Genomic DNA, 14,955 nt, shown 5'->3' with positions numbered 1-14,955 from the left:
GTTATAATGATTTTCACATCTAACATAAAGGAGAGATTTTTTGTATGACAGTTTATAACTTTTCAGCTGGTCCTGCCGTATTGCCCCGTCCCGTATTGGAGAAAGCACAATCCGAACTTTTGAATTACCGCGGAAGTGGGATGTCCGTTATGGAGCTGAGTCATCGGTCCTCCTTGTTTGAAGAGATCATTAAAGATGCAGAAGCACTTTTACGAAAATTGATGGGAATTCCTGAAAACTATCAGGTACTGTTTTTACAAGGCGGCGCGAGTCTCCAATTCAGTATGATCCCTTTAAATCATGCACAAAACAAAAAAGCCTTATACGTAAATACCGGTTCTTGGTCGAAGAAAGCTATTGAAGCAGCAAAAGCGCTTGGAAACGTGACGGTGAAAGTCGTTGCCTCTAGTGAGGATCAAAACTTTACCTATATTCCAGAAATTTCAGAAGATGCGATCGATCAAGAAGCGGCTTATTTGCATATCACCACGAACAATACCATTGAAGGGACGGCCTTTCAAACGATTCCGCAGGCTGGCAACGTGCCGATCGTAGCGGATATGTCCTCAAATATTTTAGCCAATGACTATCGCGTAGAAGACTTCGGTGTGATTTATGCTGGGGCCCAAAAGAATATTGGTCCTGCAGGGTTGACGGTAGTGATTATCCGAGAAGATTTACTCAATGATGATGCTGTTTTCGCTCCAATGCTGGATTATCGTCTACAGGCTAAAAATGACTCATTGTACAATACACCACCAACGTATGCTATCTATATTGCTAAATTGGTGTTTGAATGGTTGGAAGAATTAGGCGGCATTCCTGCCATTTTAGAACAAGACCGCCAAAAAGCGGCGCTTTTATACGAAACGATCGAAGCCTCTGCTCTTTACAGTAGTCCTGTGGCTGTTGATAGCCGTTCACTAACGAATATTCCTTTTGTGACAGGGGATAAAGCATTAGATCAGCGCTTCAATGAAGAAGCTGTCAAAGCTGGCTTTGAGAACTTGAAAGGGCATCGTTCCGTTGGAGGAATGCGAGCAAGCTTGTACAATGCCTTTCCATTAGCTGGCGTTCAAGCGTTAGTCGACTTTATGAAATCATTTGAAGCGGAGGTCAAATAAATGTTCCAAATCAAAACATTCAATGCGATCGCACCAGAAGGATTACAGCGTTTAGAAAAAGAAAAGTATGCCATCAACGAAAGCGACCAACCGCAAGGGATTTTGCTGCGCAGCCAGAAATTGCACGATTACGCTTTTCCTGAAAGTGTCTTAGGTATTGCCCGTGCAGGGGCTGGGACCAACAACATTCCCGTCAAAGCATGTACTGAAAAAGGGATCGTCGTCTTTAATACGCCAGGCGCCAATGCCAATGCGGTCAAAGAATTAGTGATCGCTAGTCTGCTCTTAAGTGTCCGTCCGATTTTACGAGGTGCCCAATGGGTCCAAACCTTGAGCGGTGATAATGTGGAAGAACAAGCAGAAGCGCAAAAAAGTCAATTTGCTGGAACAGAGTTAGAAGGCAAAAAGTTAGGAATCATCGGCCTTGGTTCTATTGGAGCGATGGTCGCCAACGATGCTTATCGTCTAGGGATGGAAGTAGTCGGTTATGATCCTTACGTGTCAGTGGATACTGCTTGGACGATCTCTCGTCGGGTCAAGCGTGCCAATGATATTGCGGAAGTCTTTTCAACCTGTGATTTTATTACGGTTCATGTGCCGCTAATGGAAAACACGCATCATCTCGTCGGGGAAGCCGAACTTGCGAAAATGAAACCAACAACGAAGCTATTCAACTTTTCTCGTAAAGAAATCGTCGATACAGATGCCGTTTTACGTGCGTTAAAAGCTGACCGTCTAGCGGGCTATACGACTGATTTTGCGGATGAACAATTGCTGCACAATGAAAAAGTCCTCGTCTTGCCGCATTTAGGTGCATCAACAGAAGAAGCCGAAGTCAACTGTGCCAAAATGGCAGCCCGAACATTGAAAAAATTCTTGGAATTTGGAACCATCAAGCGCTCAGTGAATTTTCCAACTGTTGAGATGGCTTTTCATTCGCCTTATCGTCTGACGATCATCAATCGCAATGTACCGAATATGTTAGGTCAGATTTCATCGATCATTGCGGAATCTGGGATCAATATCGACAATATGCTGAATCGTGGACGGGAAGACTTTGCTTACACCCTAGCCGATGTCGCTTCTGAAGATGAAGCCTTATTGAATCAATTAGCCGATAAACTGCGGGAGAACGAAAACATCGTTCGTGTACGGGTCATCAAGAATCAGGAGGTTGGGTATTAATGGTTCAAGTATTTCCGTTTAAAGCCATTCGTCCAGAAGCCTCATTGGCAGAAAAAGTGGCCGAGCTACCGTATGACGTGGTCAATTCACAAGAAGCCGCAGCGTTTGCGCAAGGCAATCCTTACAGCTATTTCCACATCGACCGTTCGGAGATCGACTTGCCAGGAATCGATCCTTATGATCCACAGGTGTATCAAAAAGCGGCGGAAAATCTTGCATCTTTTCAAGAAGAAGGCTGGTTGATTCAAGAAACGGCGCCCGCATATTATTTGTATGAATTGACGATGGCTGGTAGAAGCCAAACTGGGCTTGTCGCCTGTACCTCGATCGATGATTATGTCGCTGGGAAAATCAAGAAACACGAGTTTACCCGTCCAGAAAAAGAAATCGATCGGATCAATCATATTCTGGCATGTGATGCCAATACAAGTCCGATTTTCTTGAGCTATCGCCAACCAGCAGCAGTCAAAGAAGCGATCGATGCGTGGCAAGCAGAGCATGCGCCAATCTATGATTTTGTCAGCTATCATGAGGTGCAACATCGTGTTTGGCTGATCGATGATCCAGCGCTAGTCGCCTCTTTTGCCCAGCAGTTTCAAGCTGTAGATGCCCTTTATATTGCGGATGGGCATCACCGCACAGAGTCAGCAGTCAAAGTCGGCTTGCAAAAGCGAGCCGATGGCCAAAGCAGTCAAGAAAGCGACCGCTTTTTAGCGATTTTATTCCCAGAAAATGAATTAGCGATTTGGGAATACAATCGGGTTTTGCGGGTACCAGTGCCAGAAAACTTTTTTGAGCAGGCAGCCCAGCATTTTACGATTCGAGAAACTACAAGGAAGAAACCAGCGCAACGTGGTTCGATTCATCTGTACCTAAACCATGCGTGGTGGGAGTTGACCATCAAGCCGGAAGCTGTGCCGCAAGATGCGGTAGGACAGCTGGATGTGTCGCTTTTACAACAATACGTGCTGGCTGATATTTTCGCGATCCAAGATGTGCGGACAGACAAACGCATTGATTTTGTCGGCGGAATTCGTGGTCCAGAAGAATTGGAACGTTTGGTGGATAGCGGAGAATGGACATTGGCCTTTTCCATGTATCCAACGCAAATGGCCGATCTTTTGGCAGTAGCTGATGCGGGAGAAATTATGCCGCCAAAATCAACTTGGTTTGAACCAAAACTGTTGAGCGGTCTGTTTTTACATGATTTAGAAACGAATTAACCAAAAAAAGCTTACGAGGCTACCTCGTAAGCTTTTTTTCTATTAGAAGCTGCCGAGTGTTTCGATGATCAAGCGGACATTCAAGACCGTCAGTGCAATGGCACAGATCCAGCCTAAGGTAGAGACCCATAGCGGATTCTTGAAGCGTTCCCCCATGATTTTTTTTGAGCTGGTAAAAAGAACCAACGGAATCATCGAAACGGGTAAGGCGATGCTTAAAAAGACTTGCGAATAAATCAGCAGATCGTCCAAGGCTTGTTCGTTGCCGCCAAAGTAAATCGTACAAAGCAAGACGGGGATCACCGATAAGCCACGGGTGATCAGACGTCGCGCCCAAGTAGGGATCTTCATATGGATAAATCCTTCCATCACGACTTGCCCCGTCAGTGTCCCAGTGATCGTTGAATTTTGACCAGATGCCAAGAGCGCCACGGCAAACAGAACGCTCAAGACTGGACTGGCGACAGCACCAGCAATGGAGGAATCTTGCAAAGCATCAAACAGCGCGGAGAAGGTGCCGACTTCTTCACTATGACCAAAGAACAAGGCGCTTCCTAAGATCAAAAGCAGGCAATTGACCAAAAACGCAGCGGATAATTGGATGTTGGAATCCCAAGTAGCGAACCGCACGGCCGTTGCCACTTCTTGGGTATCGCTGCGATCGATTTTTCGTGATTGGGAGATCGAAGAATGCAGATAGAGATTATGCGGCATCACAGTCGCACCAACGATCCCCAACGCCATTGTCAGCTGTCCATGGTTCAAGACTTGCTTTTGGGGAATAAAGCCTTGCAAGACAGCAGGCAAATTTGGTTGAGCAATAATGACTTCGTAACAAAAGACCAGCATAATGACCAAAATCAGTGTCATGACGATCGCTTCGATTTTTCGGAAACCCAATTTCATTAAAAAGAGCAGAAGCAGTACATCGAAAATCGTTAAGATGACTCCAACTAATAAAGGTAAGCCGAATAGTAGATTGAGAGCGATCGCTCCTCCGATCACTTCCGCGATATCCGTTGCCATGATAGCCAATTCGGTGACGATCCACAAAACAAAGCCTAAGCCTTTGCTGGTGTGTTTACGAGTTGCTTGCGCAAGGTCCATCTGGGTCACAATCCCTAGCTTGGCTGCCATGTATTGCAGCAGCATAGCAATCAAACTGGAAATCAAGATCACAGAAAGTAAGAGATAGCCATATTCAGCACCGCCTCCGATCGAGGTGATCCAGTTTCCTGGGTCCATATAGCCCACGGCTACCAATGCCCCAGGACCAGAGAACGCTAAGAGATTGCGCCAAAAGCTGCCGTTTTTTGGAATGGCAACTGTATTATTTATTTCTTCCAAGCTAGGACCGTTGGCCGCTTGGATCAATTTTTTTTCATCATTCATCGTTTCACGTCCTATCTTTTTAGGTATACCTAAAAACAAATCTATTGTATTCCTCATTTATGAATTTTTCAAGAGAAACCTTTTGGAAGTCAGAAGGAAGGACAAAAAAACAGCAGCCAAAGGAATGGCTGCTGTCTGTTGGGTTTTCTTATAAAATTAGTCGGCGCGTAAAGCGATCGCTGCATCTTTTTTCGCTGCCATTCGAGCTGGAATGTGGCCGCCGATCATCGTTAGGACGGTGCTGACAGCAATCAAGATCAGGCCGTGGACCGGATTTAATTGAGCAACATTTTCCAGATCAGTCATACTATATAAGATCGCGTTGATCGGGAATGTGGCTAACCAAGCAATCAGGACACCTAAAGCTCCTGAAGCGATCCCTAAAATACAGGTTTCGGCATCAAAGACGCGGGTGATGTCTTTTTTACGAGCACCTAATGCTTTTAAGACCCCAATTTCTTTCGTACGTTCAAGTACAGAGGTGTAGGTGATGATACCGATCATGATCATGCTAGTTACCAAGGAGATTCCTGCAAAAGCGATCAAGACGTAGGTGATGGCATCCATCAAGCCACCAGTCAATTGAGTCATCGTACCCGCTAAATCGGAATAAACGATTTGGTCTTCTTTGTCTTTGCCTTTGTTGAAGTCATCCAAGTAATCAAGGATTTTTTCTTTGGCACTGAAATCATTCGGATAGATCATAATGCTGTTTGGTAAATCACTGCCGCCAAGATAAGCGATCAATGAATCTTTAGCACTTTCGTCAACGGGTTCATTCGTCATCACGTTGGTGTCGCTGTCTTTTTGGGCTTGGACGATCGCTGAGTCTTGGTTTTCTTTGATGACTTCTTGCGCGAGGGCATCACTGTAGGCAATGCCAGTTGACAGCAAGTTCATCGTAGAGTTTTGCTTGATACGTAAGATTCCGCTGATCGTTAATTCTTTGTTGTTACTGTTATCGAAAACGTCATTTAAATCTTGATTTGGAATGAAGTTTCCAGTTGGTAATTCGGTGTAAAAGGCATCATTAGACGCCAATGTGATTTTTGTTCCCACGATATCGTCGAAGGACACCTTGTCGCCATCTTCAATGTCAAAACCGAGATTGATCAATGCATTGACATTCGTTACGTTGTTTTCATCGACGATCAAAACGACATCTGTGCTAGCACTTGGGTAGCTGCCTTCTAAAAGGTCGTAGTTGTCTTTTAAGAAATTGCCGTTATCCTCTGATAACTGCTCGGGGAAAGTCGAAACCCCAATCCCGGTGGAGGCACTCATGGCAGACATCATGGCATTGGTCTGTTCATTGTCAGGTGATGCATTGGAGAAGCTGACTTGTTCCACAGTATCATCGATCTTACGGAAAAGGTTCAAGGAAGTGGAACGAGTGTAGCCGATATTGTTGCTTAATTCAGGATCAATGTCGTTGATGTAATCGAGAAACTCTTGATCGATTTTGTTGATATGGGTTGCACGATCCGCATCACTTAATTTGGCAGTGACCTCTTTATCTGAAGGGAAATCTTCAGATTTCTCCCGCGTCCCCATGGCTGATGGATCTTGTTCAGTGGCTACTTGCGAGATCGTGATCGGAAAACGAGCTAATGTTTCTGACTGGGTATTGTCGATTTGTTTTTGGAATCCCGTTGACAGTGACAAAACAATGGCGATTCCGATGATCCCGATACTAGAAGCAAAGGCTGTCAAGAAGGTGCGCCCTTTTTTGGTGCGGATATTGTTAAACGACAAACGTAAGGCAGTCATGAAACTCATTTTTGTGTGCTTTAATTCGAATTGGTCTTTCTTTTGTCCTTCGACATGAGGGTTCGAATCTTTAATGATTCGTCCGTCTTTGAACTCAATGATCCGTCCAGCGTATTTGTGCGCCAATTCAGGATTATGAGTAACCATGATGACCAATTTTTCTTTTGATAGTTCTTGGATCAGTTCCATGATTTGGACACTGGTCTCTGAATCCAAGGCACCTGTTGGTTCATCACAAAGAAGGATATCAGGATCATTTGCTAAGGCACGAGCGATCGCTACCCGCTGCATTTGACCACCAGAAAGCTGATTTGGTTTTTTGTGCATATGCTCAGCTAAGCCCACACGCGTCAAAGCATCGGTTGCTTTTGCGCGTTTTTCTTCTTTTGACACACCGCTCAAGGTCATCCCAAGCTCGACGTTGTCGATGATGCCTAAATGACTGATCAAATTGTAGCTTTGGAAGACAAAGCCGATCGAATTGTTCCGATACGCATCCCAGTCACGATCTTTAAAGGATTTCGTTGATTTGCCGTTGATGATCATATCACCAGAATCGTAATTATCTAAGCCGCCGATCACGTTCAACATGGTTGTTTTCCCAGAGCCGCTTGGCCCTAAAATGGCAACAAACTCTTGTTTACGAAAGGCGACGGAGACACCATCGAGGGCTTTTGTAGTACTGGCGCCAACCGTATAATACTTCTTGATATCTTTTAATTCTAACATGCTGTCACTCTTTTCTTGCCGTTTTCACGATTATTTTCATTATGTAACCACGCTATCATAATGGTTAACAAAAATCAACGATTATCATTGTTTAAACAAATAATTTATACTAAACTAAAGACAGAAAAGAGGGAGAGTATGGAAAAAGCGTTAGGAACATTCAATATGGCGGTATTTGCGGAAATCTTTTCGCTGATGGGAAACATATTGTTTGAAGAAATCGGTCTGGAAGATTTAAAATTGACCAAAATGGAAATCTTGGAACTCGTGGTGATCTCTAGTAATGAAGGAATCACGATGTCCGAGTTGGCCCAGCAAATCGGTACGTCAAAAGTCCAAATCAGTCGTTCGATCTCGGGGTTAGAAAAGGCTGGCTTTGTGGTCCGCAAAACCAACGGCGTCAATCGCCGCAACGTCAATGTTTATTTGGAAGAAGCTGGGAAGCAGTTGTTTGTCCAAAAGAAAAAACAAGTGGAAGACCGCTTGAATGCCAAAACCGCTCAAATGGCTGCAGAAGATATCCAGCAGTTGAGTCAGTCGTTGACGGAAGCAGTGGGGATCTTGCGGAAATATGACATTTTACGGACTGGCAATCAATGTGAGAAAAATACGCCGTTTGATTAAAAAAGGGCGAAGCAATCGTTTGCTTTTTAATTACTGAATTAATTTCATATTAACTTATATTATCGATTTTTTAGATAAAGCAACCGATTGCGTTTTTCTCTTGTTTTGACTTCTGATTTGTGCGACAATGAGTATATCAAACAAGTCAAAGGAGTCTGCTATGAATACTACTGCCATTTATCATCGTCCCGAAAGTGAATTTGCGTATTTGTACGAGAAGGATAAAATGCATATCCGTTTGCGTACCGCCCGTCAAGACGTCCGCCATGTCCAGCTGCTTTGCGGTGATCCTTACACACTGTATAAAGAAGCTTGGTACCAGCAAAGAATTGAAATGAAAAAAATTCTTTCCACGGACTTGCATGATTATTGGCAAGTATCGGTCGGAGCAGAATTCCGCCGTTTGTCTTACGGCTTTTCCATCGAAAGTTACGATGGGTTGCATGTCTTTTATGGAGACCACGGGGTCTATCCTTTTGAGCAGCATTATTTAGAAATGAACAACAATTATTTTCGGATGCCTTACTTCCAAGAAGCCGATCGTTTCAAAATTCCCGAGTGGGCAAAAGAAACCGTTTGGTATCAAATCTTCCCTGAACGCTTTGCAAATGGGGACCCATCAAATGATCCAGAAGGTGTATTACCTTGGGGATCAAAAAATCCCGATCGCCAAGACTTTTTCGGCGGGGATCTGCAAGGGGTCATCGATCATTTGGATTACCTCGTCGATCTAGGCATCAATGGGATCTACTTCTGTCCGATTTTTGAGGCCTATTCGAATCACAAGTATGATACCATCGATTATTTAGCCATTGATCCAGCGTTTGGGGATAACGACACCTTTAAACGCTTAGTGGAGGAATGCCACAAACGAGGTATCAAAGTCATGCTAGATGCTGTGTTCAATCATATGGGAGATACTTCGCATCAATGGCTAGATGTCATCAAAAACGGCAAAGATTCGCCCTTTGCTGATTGGTTCCACATCAATGAGTTTCCTGTCAACTACAAAGAAGGGGAAAACTTTGAAGATGCTTATGACATCACCTATGATGTGTTTGCCTTTACGCCGCATATGCCAAAACTCAATACGGAAAATCCTGACGTGCAAGATTATTTGTTGAAGATCGCTCGTTATTGGATCGAAGAGTTTGATATCGATGCTTGGCGCTTGGACGTTGCCAATGAAGTCAGTCACCACTTCTGGAAAAAATTCCGCCAAGTGTGTGATGATGCCAAAGATGATTTTTATATCCTTGGGGAAATTTGGCACTCTTCTCAACGGTGGTTACAAGGCGACGAGTTTCATGCAGTCATGAATTACGCCTATACGGATGCAATCATTGAATATTTTGTCAAAGACGAGATCTCCATGACGAAAATGGTCTCGGAATTAAATAACCAGCTGATGTTGTATCGGGAGCAAACCAACCAGGTACAGTTCAATATCTTGGATTCCCATGATACCCCGCGCTTGTTAACTTTGGCTCGAGGAGACAAAGACTTGATGCGCCAAGTGATGGCCTTTACGTATCTGCAACAAGGCGTTCCTTGCCTGTATTACGGTGATGAGATCGGTTTGACCGGCGATATGGACCCGGATTGCCGTAAATGTATGATTTGGGAAGAAGAAAAGCAAGATCGTGATCTCCTGCATTTCACTCGCTCATTGATCAGCATTCGCAAAGACAACCAGAAAGTCTTATCAGAAGGTTCCTTGAGTTGGAACTGGGTTTCGGAAGAGGATGGACTGATCATTTTCGAACGAGAGTTAGGGGCACAGCGGATCATCGGTATTTTCAATACGGGCGATGATCAAATCACCCTTTCTCGTCCTGATTCGATCCTGATGGAACAGTTTGTCCAACTGGAAGATGAAACGATGATTATTGATAACAAAGGCTTTGCTATCGTGAAAGTAAACAACGAAGAATCGAATGAAGCATAAAAATGAGGCAAGAATTGCATATGCAATTCTTGCCTCATTCAATGTTTTGGGTATTTTTAATTTCCCCATGCACGTTGGAAAGAATCTTCCCCAAAATTCCTTCTGTCGGTATTATATCCTATAACACCTGAATGTGACAAATGATAACCCTTAAATATAGGTAGATTTTTTCTGCAAAGGGGAAAAAGATTGAAAATTTAGACAGTATTGCCTTCTTTTTGCGCTTCTTTCCACGAAAGGTCTTTTCTTTTTTACAAGATATGATAAACTAGTAAAAATGTATTTTTATTCGAGGAGTGATTTGATGAGTACAGGGTATCACGTAGCAGTTGTCGGGGCTACCGGCGCAGTAGGAACAAAAATGATTGAGATGTTGGAGAAGACCACGTTGCCGATCAAAAAAATAACGTTGTTGGCATCCAAACGTTCTGCTGGGAAGACCCTTGTGTTCAAAAATGAACCGCTCGCTATTCAAGAGCTGACCGCAGATTCCTTTGCAGGCGTCGATATTGCATTGTTCAGTGCCGGTGGCGGCATTTCAAAACAATTTGCTCCAGAAGCAGTCAAACATGGTGCAGTCGTGATCGACAATACCAGTCATTTTCGGATGGACCCGAATGTTCCTCTAGTCGTTCCTGAGGTGAATCCTCATGCATTAGCGCAACATAAAGGAATCATTGCCAATCCGAATTGTTCAACGATTCAAATGATGGTGGCGTTAGAACCGATTCGTCAAAAAGTCGGTTTATCGAGGGTCTTGGTTTCGACGTATCAAGCAGTTTCAGGTGCTGGCGCCCAAGCCTTGGCTGAATTGACTCGTGAATCTCAAGAATTATTAGCTGGCAAAGCCGCTGATGAACTAAACCCTGAGATTTTACCAGCAGGCAGCGACAAGAAGCACTACCCGATCGCGTTTAATGCCTTGCCGCAAATCGATGTTTTCGCCGAGGAGGATTATACTTACGAAGAGTGGAAAATGATCAATGAAACGAAGAAGATCATGGAAGATACGCAGATCAAAGTAGCAGCTACGTGTGTGCGGATCCCTGTGTTTAGCGGTCATTCAGAGTCGATTTATATCGAGACCAAAGACCATGCTAGTGTTGAGGAAGTCAGACAGTGGATCAGCGAAGCGCCAGGAGCTGTCTTGCAAGATGATCCGAGTCAACAATTGTACCCGCAAGCTTTGACCAGTGTGGACAAAACAGAAACCTTTGTTGGTCGGATTCGCAAAGATTTGGATGTCGAAAACGGCTTGCATTTATGGGTCGTTTCTGATAATTTGCTGAAAGGTGCGGCATGGAACTCCGTTCAAATCGCCGAAAGCCTGCATCAGCAAGGATTAGTTCATGTGTAAACCATAAGTTTTTCAGAAAAGTGTGGTGAATGCCACGCTTTTCTTTTTTTTGTTGTATAATAATAGGGACGGCTTATGCTTGGGAAATAATACAGTAGAAAAAAATTAAGAGGTGAATAAAAGTGGAAACGATAAAAATCATTCCTCTTGGCGGTGTACGCGAAAACGGAAAGAACATGTACATTGCTGAAGTTGGCGAGGATATATTTGTGCTGGATTGCGGTGTCCGTTATCCAGAAAATGAATTATTAGGGATCGATACAGTGATTCCAGACTTCACATATTTAGAAGAAAATGCCGACCGTGTGGCGGGTGTCTTCTTGACCCATGGGCATGCAGATGCGATTGGTGCATTGCCTTATTTCTTGGAGAATATCCAAGTACCGGTCTTTGGGACCGAGTTAACGATCGAACTAGCAAAATTGACCGTGAATAAAAATGAAGCTACCAAGCGCTTCAAAGATTTTCATGTGATCGATGAACATTCGGAGATCGACTTTGGTCATGCGACCATCAGCTTTTTCCGTACGACCCACTCCATCCCTGATTCTGTTGGGATCAGCGTCAAAACAGAAGCTGGCAATATCGTTTATACAGGAGATTTCAAGTTTGACCAAACAGCGATCCCTATGTATCAAACCGATTTTGGCCGCTTAGCGGAAATTGGAAAAGAAGGCGTCTTAGCATTGCTAAGCACGTCTTCAAATGCCGAAAATCCAACGCCGATCGCTTCTGAATTGACGATCCAAGATGAAGTTTACGACAATATCCGTTATTGGGAAGGTCGAATCATCGTCGCTAGTGTTGCCAGCAATTTGCAACGGGTGCAACAAGTATTAGATGCGGCGTTTCGTTCTGATCGCAAAGTCGTTTTGACCGGGCAAGATTTTGGTCGGATCATCAAAACGGCCATGAAGTTAGGGAAATTAAAATTACCTGCCGAAGACTTGCTGATCACCCAAAAAGAAATGAAAAAATACTCAGACGAACAGTTGCTGATTTTAGAAACAGGTCGTATGGGTGAACCAATCAAAGCGTTGCAAAAAATGGCCAACGGCTCTCACCGGACGCTGCGCATCAAAGAAGGAGATCTTGTTTACATCACAACGACGCCGACAACGGCAATGGAAACTGTGGTTGCGAAAACGGAAGATATCATCTATCGCGCTGGCGGTACCGTGAAACAGATCTCGGATAATTTCCGTGTTTCTGGTCATGCCAACCCGAATGATCTGCAGCTGATGTTGAATATGATGAAACCGAAGTACTTTATCCCTATTCAAGGCGAGTACCGCCAATTAGCCGCCCATGTGGACTTGGCGCAAGAAGTCGGGATTCCGATGAAAAATATCTTCATTACTGCTCGTGGAGATGTGTTAGAGTACAAAAAAGGCGAAATGCTTGCCGCAGGTGCGGTTCCAGCTGAAAACGTCATGATCGATGGGATCGGTGTCGGTGACATTGGGAATATCGTCCTGCGAGACCGCAAAGTCTTATCTGAAGACGGAATCTTCGTTGCGGTAGTGACGATCAATCGTCGCGAAAAGAAAATTATTTCTGCACCACAAATCACTTCTCGCGGGTTTGTCTATGTGAAAGCCAGCCGCGATCTGATTCGTGAAAGTGGCGAGATCGTGGAAGAAATCGTAGAAAAACACCTTCATGATGAAGAGTTTGAATGGAGCAAATTGAAACAAGATATCCGTGATCGTTTGAGTCGTTTCTTGTTTGAACAAACCAAACGCCGTCCAGTCATCTTGCCGGTCATCATGGAATCAAGCCAAAGAAATCGCAACCGTAAATAATTCGTTTTGACCTACTGACAAAAGCAGGTGAAAGAATAGCCGTTTGACGGCCGATTTCTTTTCACCGAAGCTTTTGTCTTTTTTTATGTAAGAAAACAGGTGGCGTTTTTTTTACAAAATGCCCCTTGTTTTGGTCGTGATGAGCAGATAAGGATTGACGGCGAATGGATTTCGATCAATAATACAAAGTTGTCCCCCTAAGACTAGAGGAACAAAACAAGCAAAGAGAGGATGGTCGATTTGTGAATAGTTATCAAGAAAATCCCGTAGTACAACAGAGAAAGTGGTGGATTCTCATTGCTGTTTCGATGTTTACCTTTATGTCAACACTGGATGGGAGTATCGTAAATATCGCTTTGCCGACGATCTCGGCAGATATGGGTGTCCCTATGAATCAAGCGGAGTGGGTCGTATCCGTCTACTTGATGATCGTTTGTGCCTGCCTTTTGTTATTCGGTAAGGTAGGCGATAGTTGGGGTAAGATCAAAGTATTCCGCTTGGGGATGCTGATCTTTATTATCGGTTCGCTGTTATGCGGGTTTAATCATTCCTTAGCATTTCTGCTATTTGCCCGAGTCGTGCAAGCGATCGGAGCCAGCATGACGATGGCGACAAATACCGGAATCATTACTGAAGTTTTTCCTATGAGTGAACGAGGACGTGCCTTAGGGATGATTGGTGCCTTTGTTTCGTTAGGATCCATCGCCGGTCCTGGATTAGGCGGAGTGATTTTGGCGCATTTTTCTTGGCCGTTTATTTTTTGGATCAATGTTCCAGTCGGTATTCTGACAATGATTGCTGGAGAAAAGGTGTTGCCAAAAGATATCACCATGAGTCATGATTCCATCGATAAAACCGGGTTTGTGCTGTTTTCAATTGCAATTATCAGCTTCTTCGGCGGCATTTTTCTTGGACAAGAGCGTGGCTTTCTAACGTGGCTGCCGCTGCTGTTGGTGGGGATCGCCTTAGTGGCATTCATCGTCTTTTTGCGAGTAGAAGCGCGTGTGAGCAAACCGCTGATTACCTTTGGGATCTTTCGTAATAAAATTTTCACCATGAGCCTGATCACGGCGTTGCTGATCTTTTCTGCAAACTTTTTTGTCAATGTCGTGATTCCCTTTTACTTGCAAAGTGCCCGAGGCTTAACGCCGAGTGTGGCAGGAATGCTGATGATGGTCTTTCCTTTGATGATGGTCATCGGTTCACCACTTAGCGGCTATTTGACGGACCGTGTAGGACCGGAGATCTTGGTCTTAGCTGGCTTAGCGTTGCTGTCCATCACTCAGCTGATGTATATGTTTATGAATCAGCATACGCCGATTTGGTACTATGTCGTCGCTACTGCCATCATGGGGTTAGGCAATTCGTTGTTCCAATCCCCCAACAATACGATGGTGATGAGCAGCGTCACCAAAGAAAATCTTGGGGTGGCAGGTAGTCTAAATTCCTTTGCCCGTAACTTGGGCATGGTCTTAGGGATATCCTTAGCAACGACGATTCTTTATGCCGCAATGAGTCAAGCCTATGGGAAGCATGTGACGACCTATATCGCAGGTCGGGCAGATATTTTTGCCTATGGCATGAAAATCACCTTCTTTGGGGCGTTCCTTCTTTGTATCACGGCGTTATTCTTAACAGTCTGGCGCATCTATAAACAAGGCGGACGTAAGAAAACGCTATGATCGCTTGAAGTCATCAGGTCGAACTGTTCTATTCCTTATTCAGAAAGGGTAGAACAGTTTTTTTATTTTTCTTGACAAGAACCAGAAAAAGGACGGATGTAATAAAGCTGCCAGAA

General features: G+C 44.2%; 10 protein-coding genes. 8 read left to right on the top strand and 2 right to left on the bottom strand.

What is annotated here, in order from left to right; translation table 11 throughout:
• Positions 1-44 precede the first annotated feature (44 nt).
• Genes serC through IGI72_RS15065 form a run of 3 tightly spaced genes read left to right on the top strand, consistent with a single transcriptional unit; the run spans position 45 to position 3,532 of the window.
• Entirely contained in the window at positions 45-1,124 is a 1,080-nt protein-coding gene (serC, locus tag IGI72_RS15075; RefSeq protein WP_438754707.1) for a 3-phosphoserine/phosphohydroxythreonine transaminase, read from the top strand.
• Positions 1,125-2,309 (top strand): phosphoglycerate dehydrogenase, encoded by a 1,185-nt coding sequence (locus IGI72_RS15070; RefSeq protein WP_016609459.1) that lies wholly within the window; start codon positions 1,125-1,127, stop codon positions 2,307-2,309.
• Entirely contained in the window at positions 2,309-3,532 is a 1,224-nt protein-coding gene (locus IGI72_RS15065; protein WP_010749987.1) for a DUF1015 domain-containing protein, read from the top strand. The genes IGI72_RS15070 and IGI72_RS15065 overlap by 1 nt, the downstream gene beginning before the upstream one ends.
• Before the next feature lie 42 nt (positions 3,533-3,574).
• Here the strand turns inward: IGI72_RS15065 and IGI72_RS15060 are convergent, their stop codons facing one another.
• Both IGI72_RS15060 and IGI72_RS15055 read right to left on the bottom strand, forming a co-directional pair.
• Positions 3,575-4,924, bottom strand: coding sequence for an Nramp family divalent metal transporter (locus IGI72_RS15060; protein WP_086337887.1), 1,350 nt, complete (start codon positions 4,922-4,924; stop codon positions 3,575-3,577).
• 156 nt (positions 4,925-5,080) lie between these two features.
• Entirely contained in the window at positions 5,081-7,423 is a 2,343-nt protein-coding gene (locus tag IGI72_RS15055; RefSeq protein WP_096741681.1) for an ABC transporter ATP-binding protein/permease, read from the bottom strand.
• Positions 7,424-7,561: 138 nt separating this feature from the next.
• Here IGI72_RS15055 and IGI72_RS15050 point away from each other — a divergent pair, with 138 nt between their 5' ends.
• From IGI72_RS15050 to IGI72_RS15030, 5 genes are all read left to right on the top strand, one after another.
• On the top strand, positions 7,562-8,047 hold the full coding sequence (locus IGI72_RS15050; RefSeq protein ID WP_010749984.1) for a MarR family winged helix-turn-helix transcriptional regulator: 486 nt from the start codon (positions 7,562-7,564) through the stop codon (positions 8,045-8,047).
• A 160-nt stretch (positions 8,048-8,207) separates the two neighbouring features.
• Positions 8,208-9,995 (top strand): glycoside hydrolase family 13 protein, encoded by a 1,788-nt coding sequence (locus tag IGI72_RS15045; RefSeq protein WP_438754705.1) that lies wholly within the window; start codon positions 8,208-8,210, stop codon positions 9,993-9,995.
• Positions 9,996-10,299: 304 nt separating this feature from the next.
• A complete protein-coding gene (locus IGI72_RS15040; protein WP_438754704.1) occupies positions 10,300-11,352 on the top strand; it encodes an aspartate-semialdehyde dehydrogenase in 1,053 nt (350 codons plus the stop codon).
• A 122-nt stretch (positions 11,353-11,474) separates the two neighbouring features.
• Positions 11,475-13,157: a ribonuclease J gene (locus tag IGI72_RS15035; protein ID WP_010749981.1), complete on the top strand. Its 1,683-nt coding sequence runs from the start codon at positions 11,475-11,477 to the stop codon at positions 13,155-13,157.
• A gap of 242 nt (positions 13,158-13,399) precedes the next feature.
• Positions 13,400-14,839 (top strand): MFS transporter, encoded by a 1,440-nt coding sequence (locus IGI72_RS15030; protein WP_015510327.1) that lies wholly within the window; start codon positions 13,400-13,402, stop codon positions 14,837-14,839.
• Positions 14,840-14,955: the final 116 nt, after the last annotated feature.

The sequence above is a fragment of the Enterococcus sp. DIV1059_2 genome (assembly GCF_051713685.1).
Taxonomy (GTDB): Bacteria; Bacillota; Bacilli; order Lactobacillales; family Enterococcaceae; genus Enterococcus_D; species Enterococcus_D casseliflavus.
The sequence above is the reverse complement of the archived record's forward strand: the minus strand, read 5'-3'. Positions and strand labels throughout refer to the sequence as shown.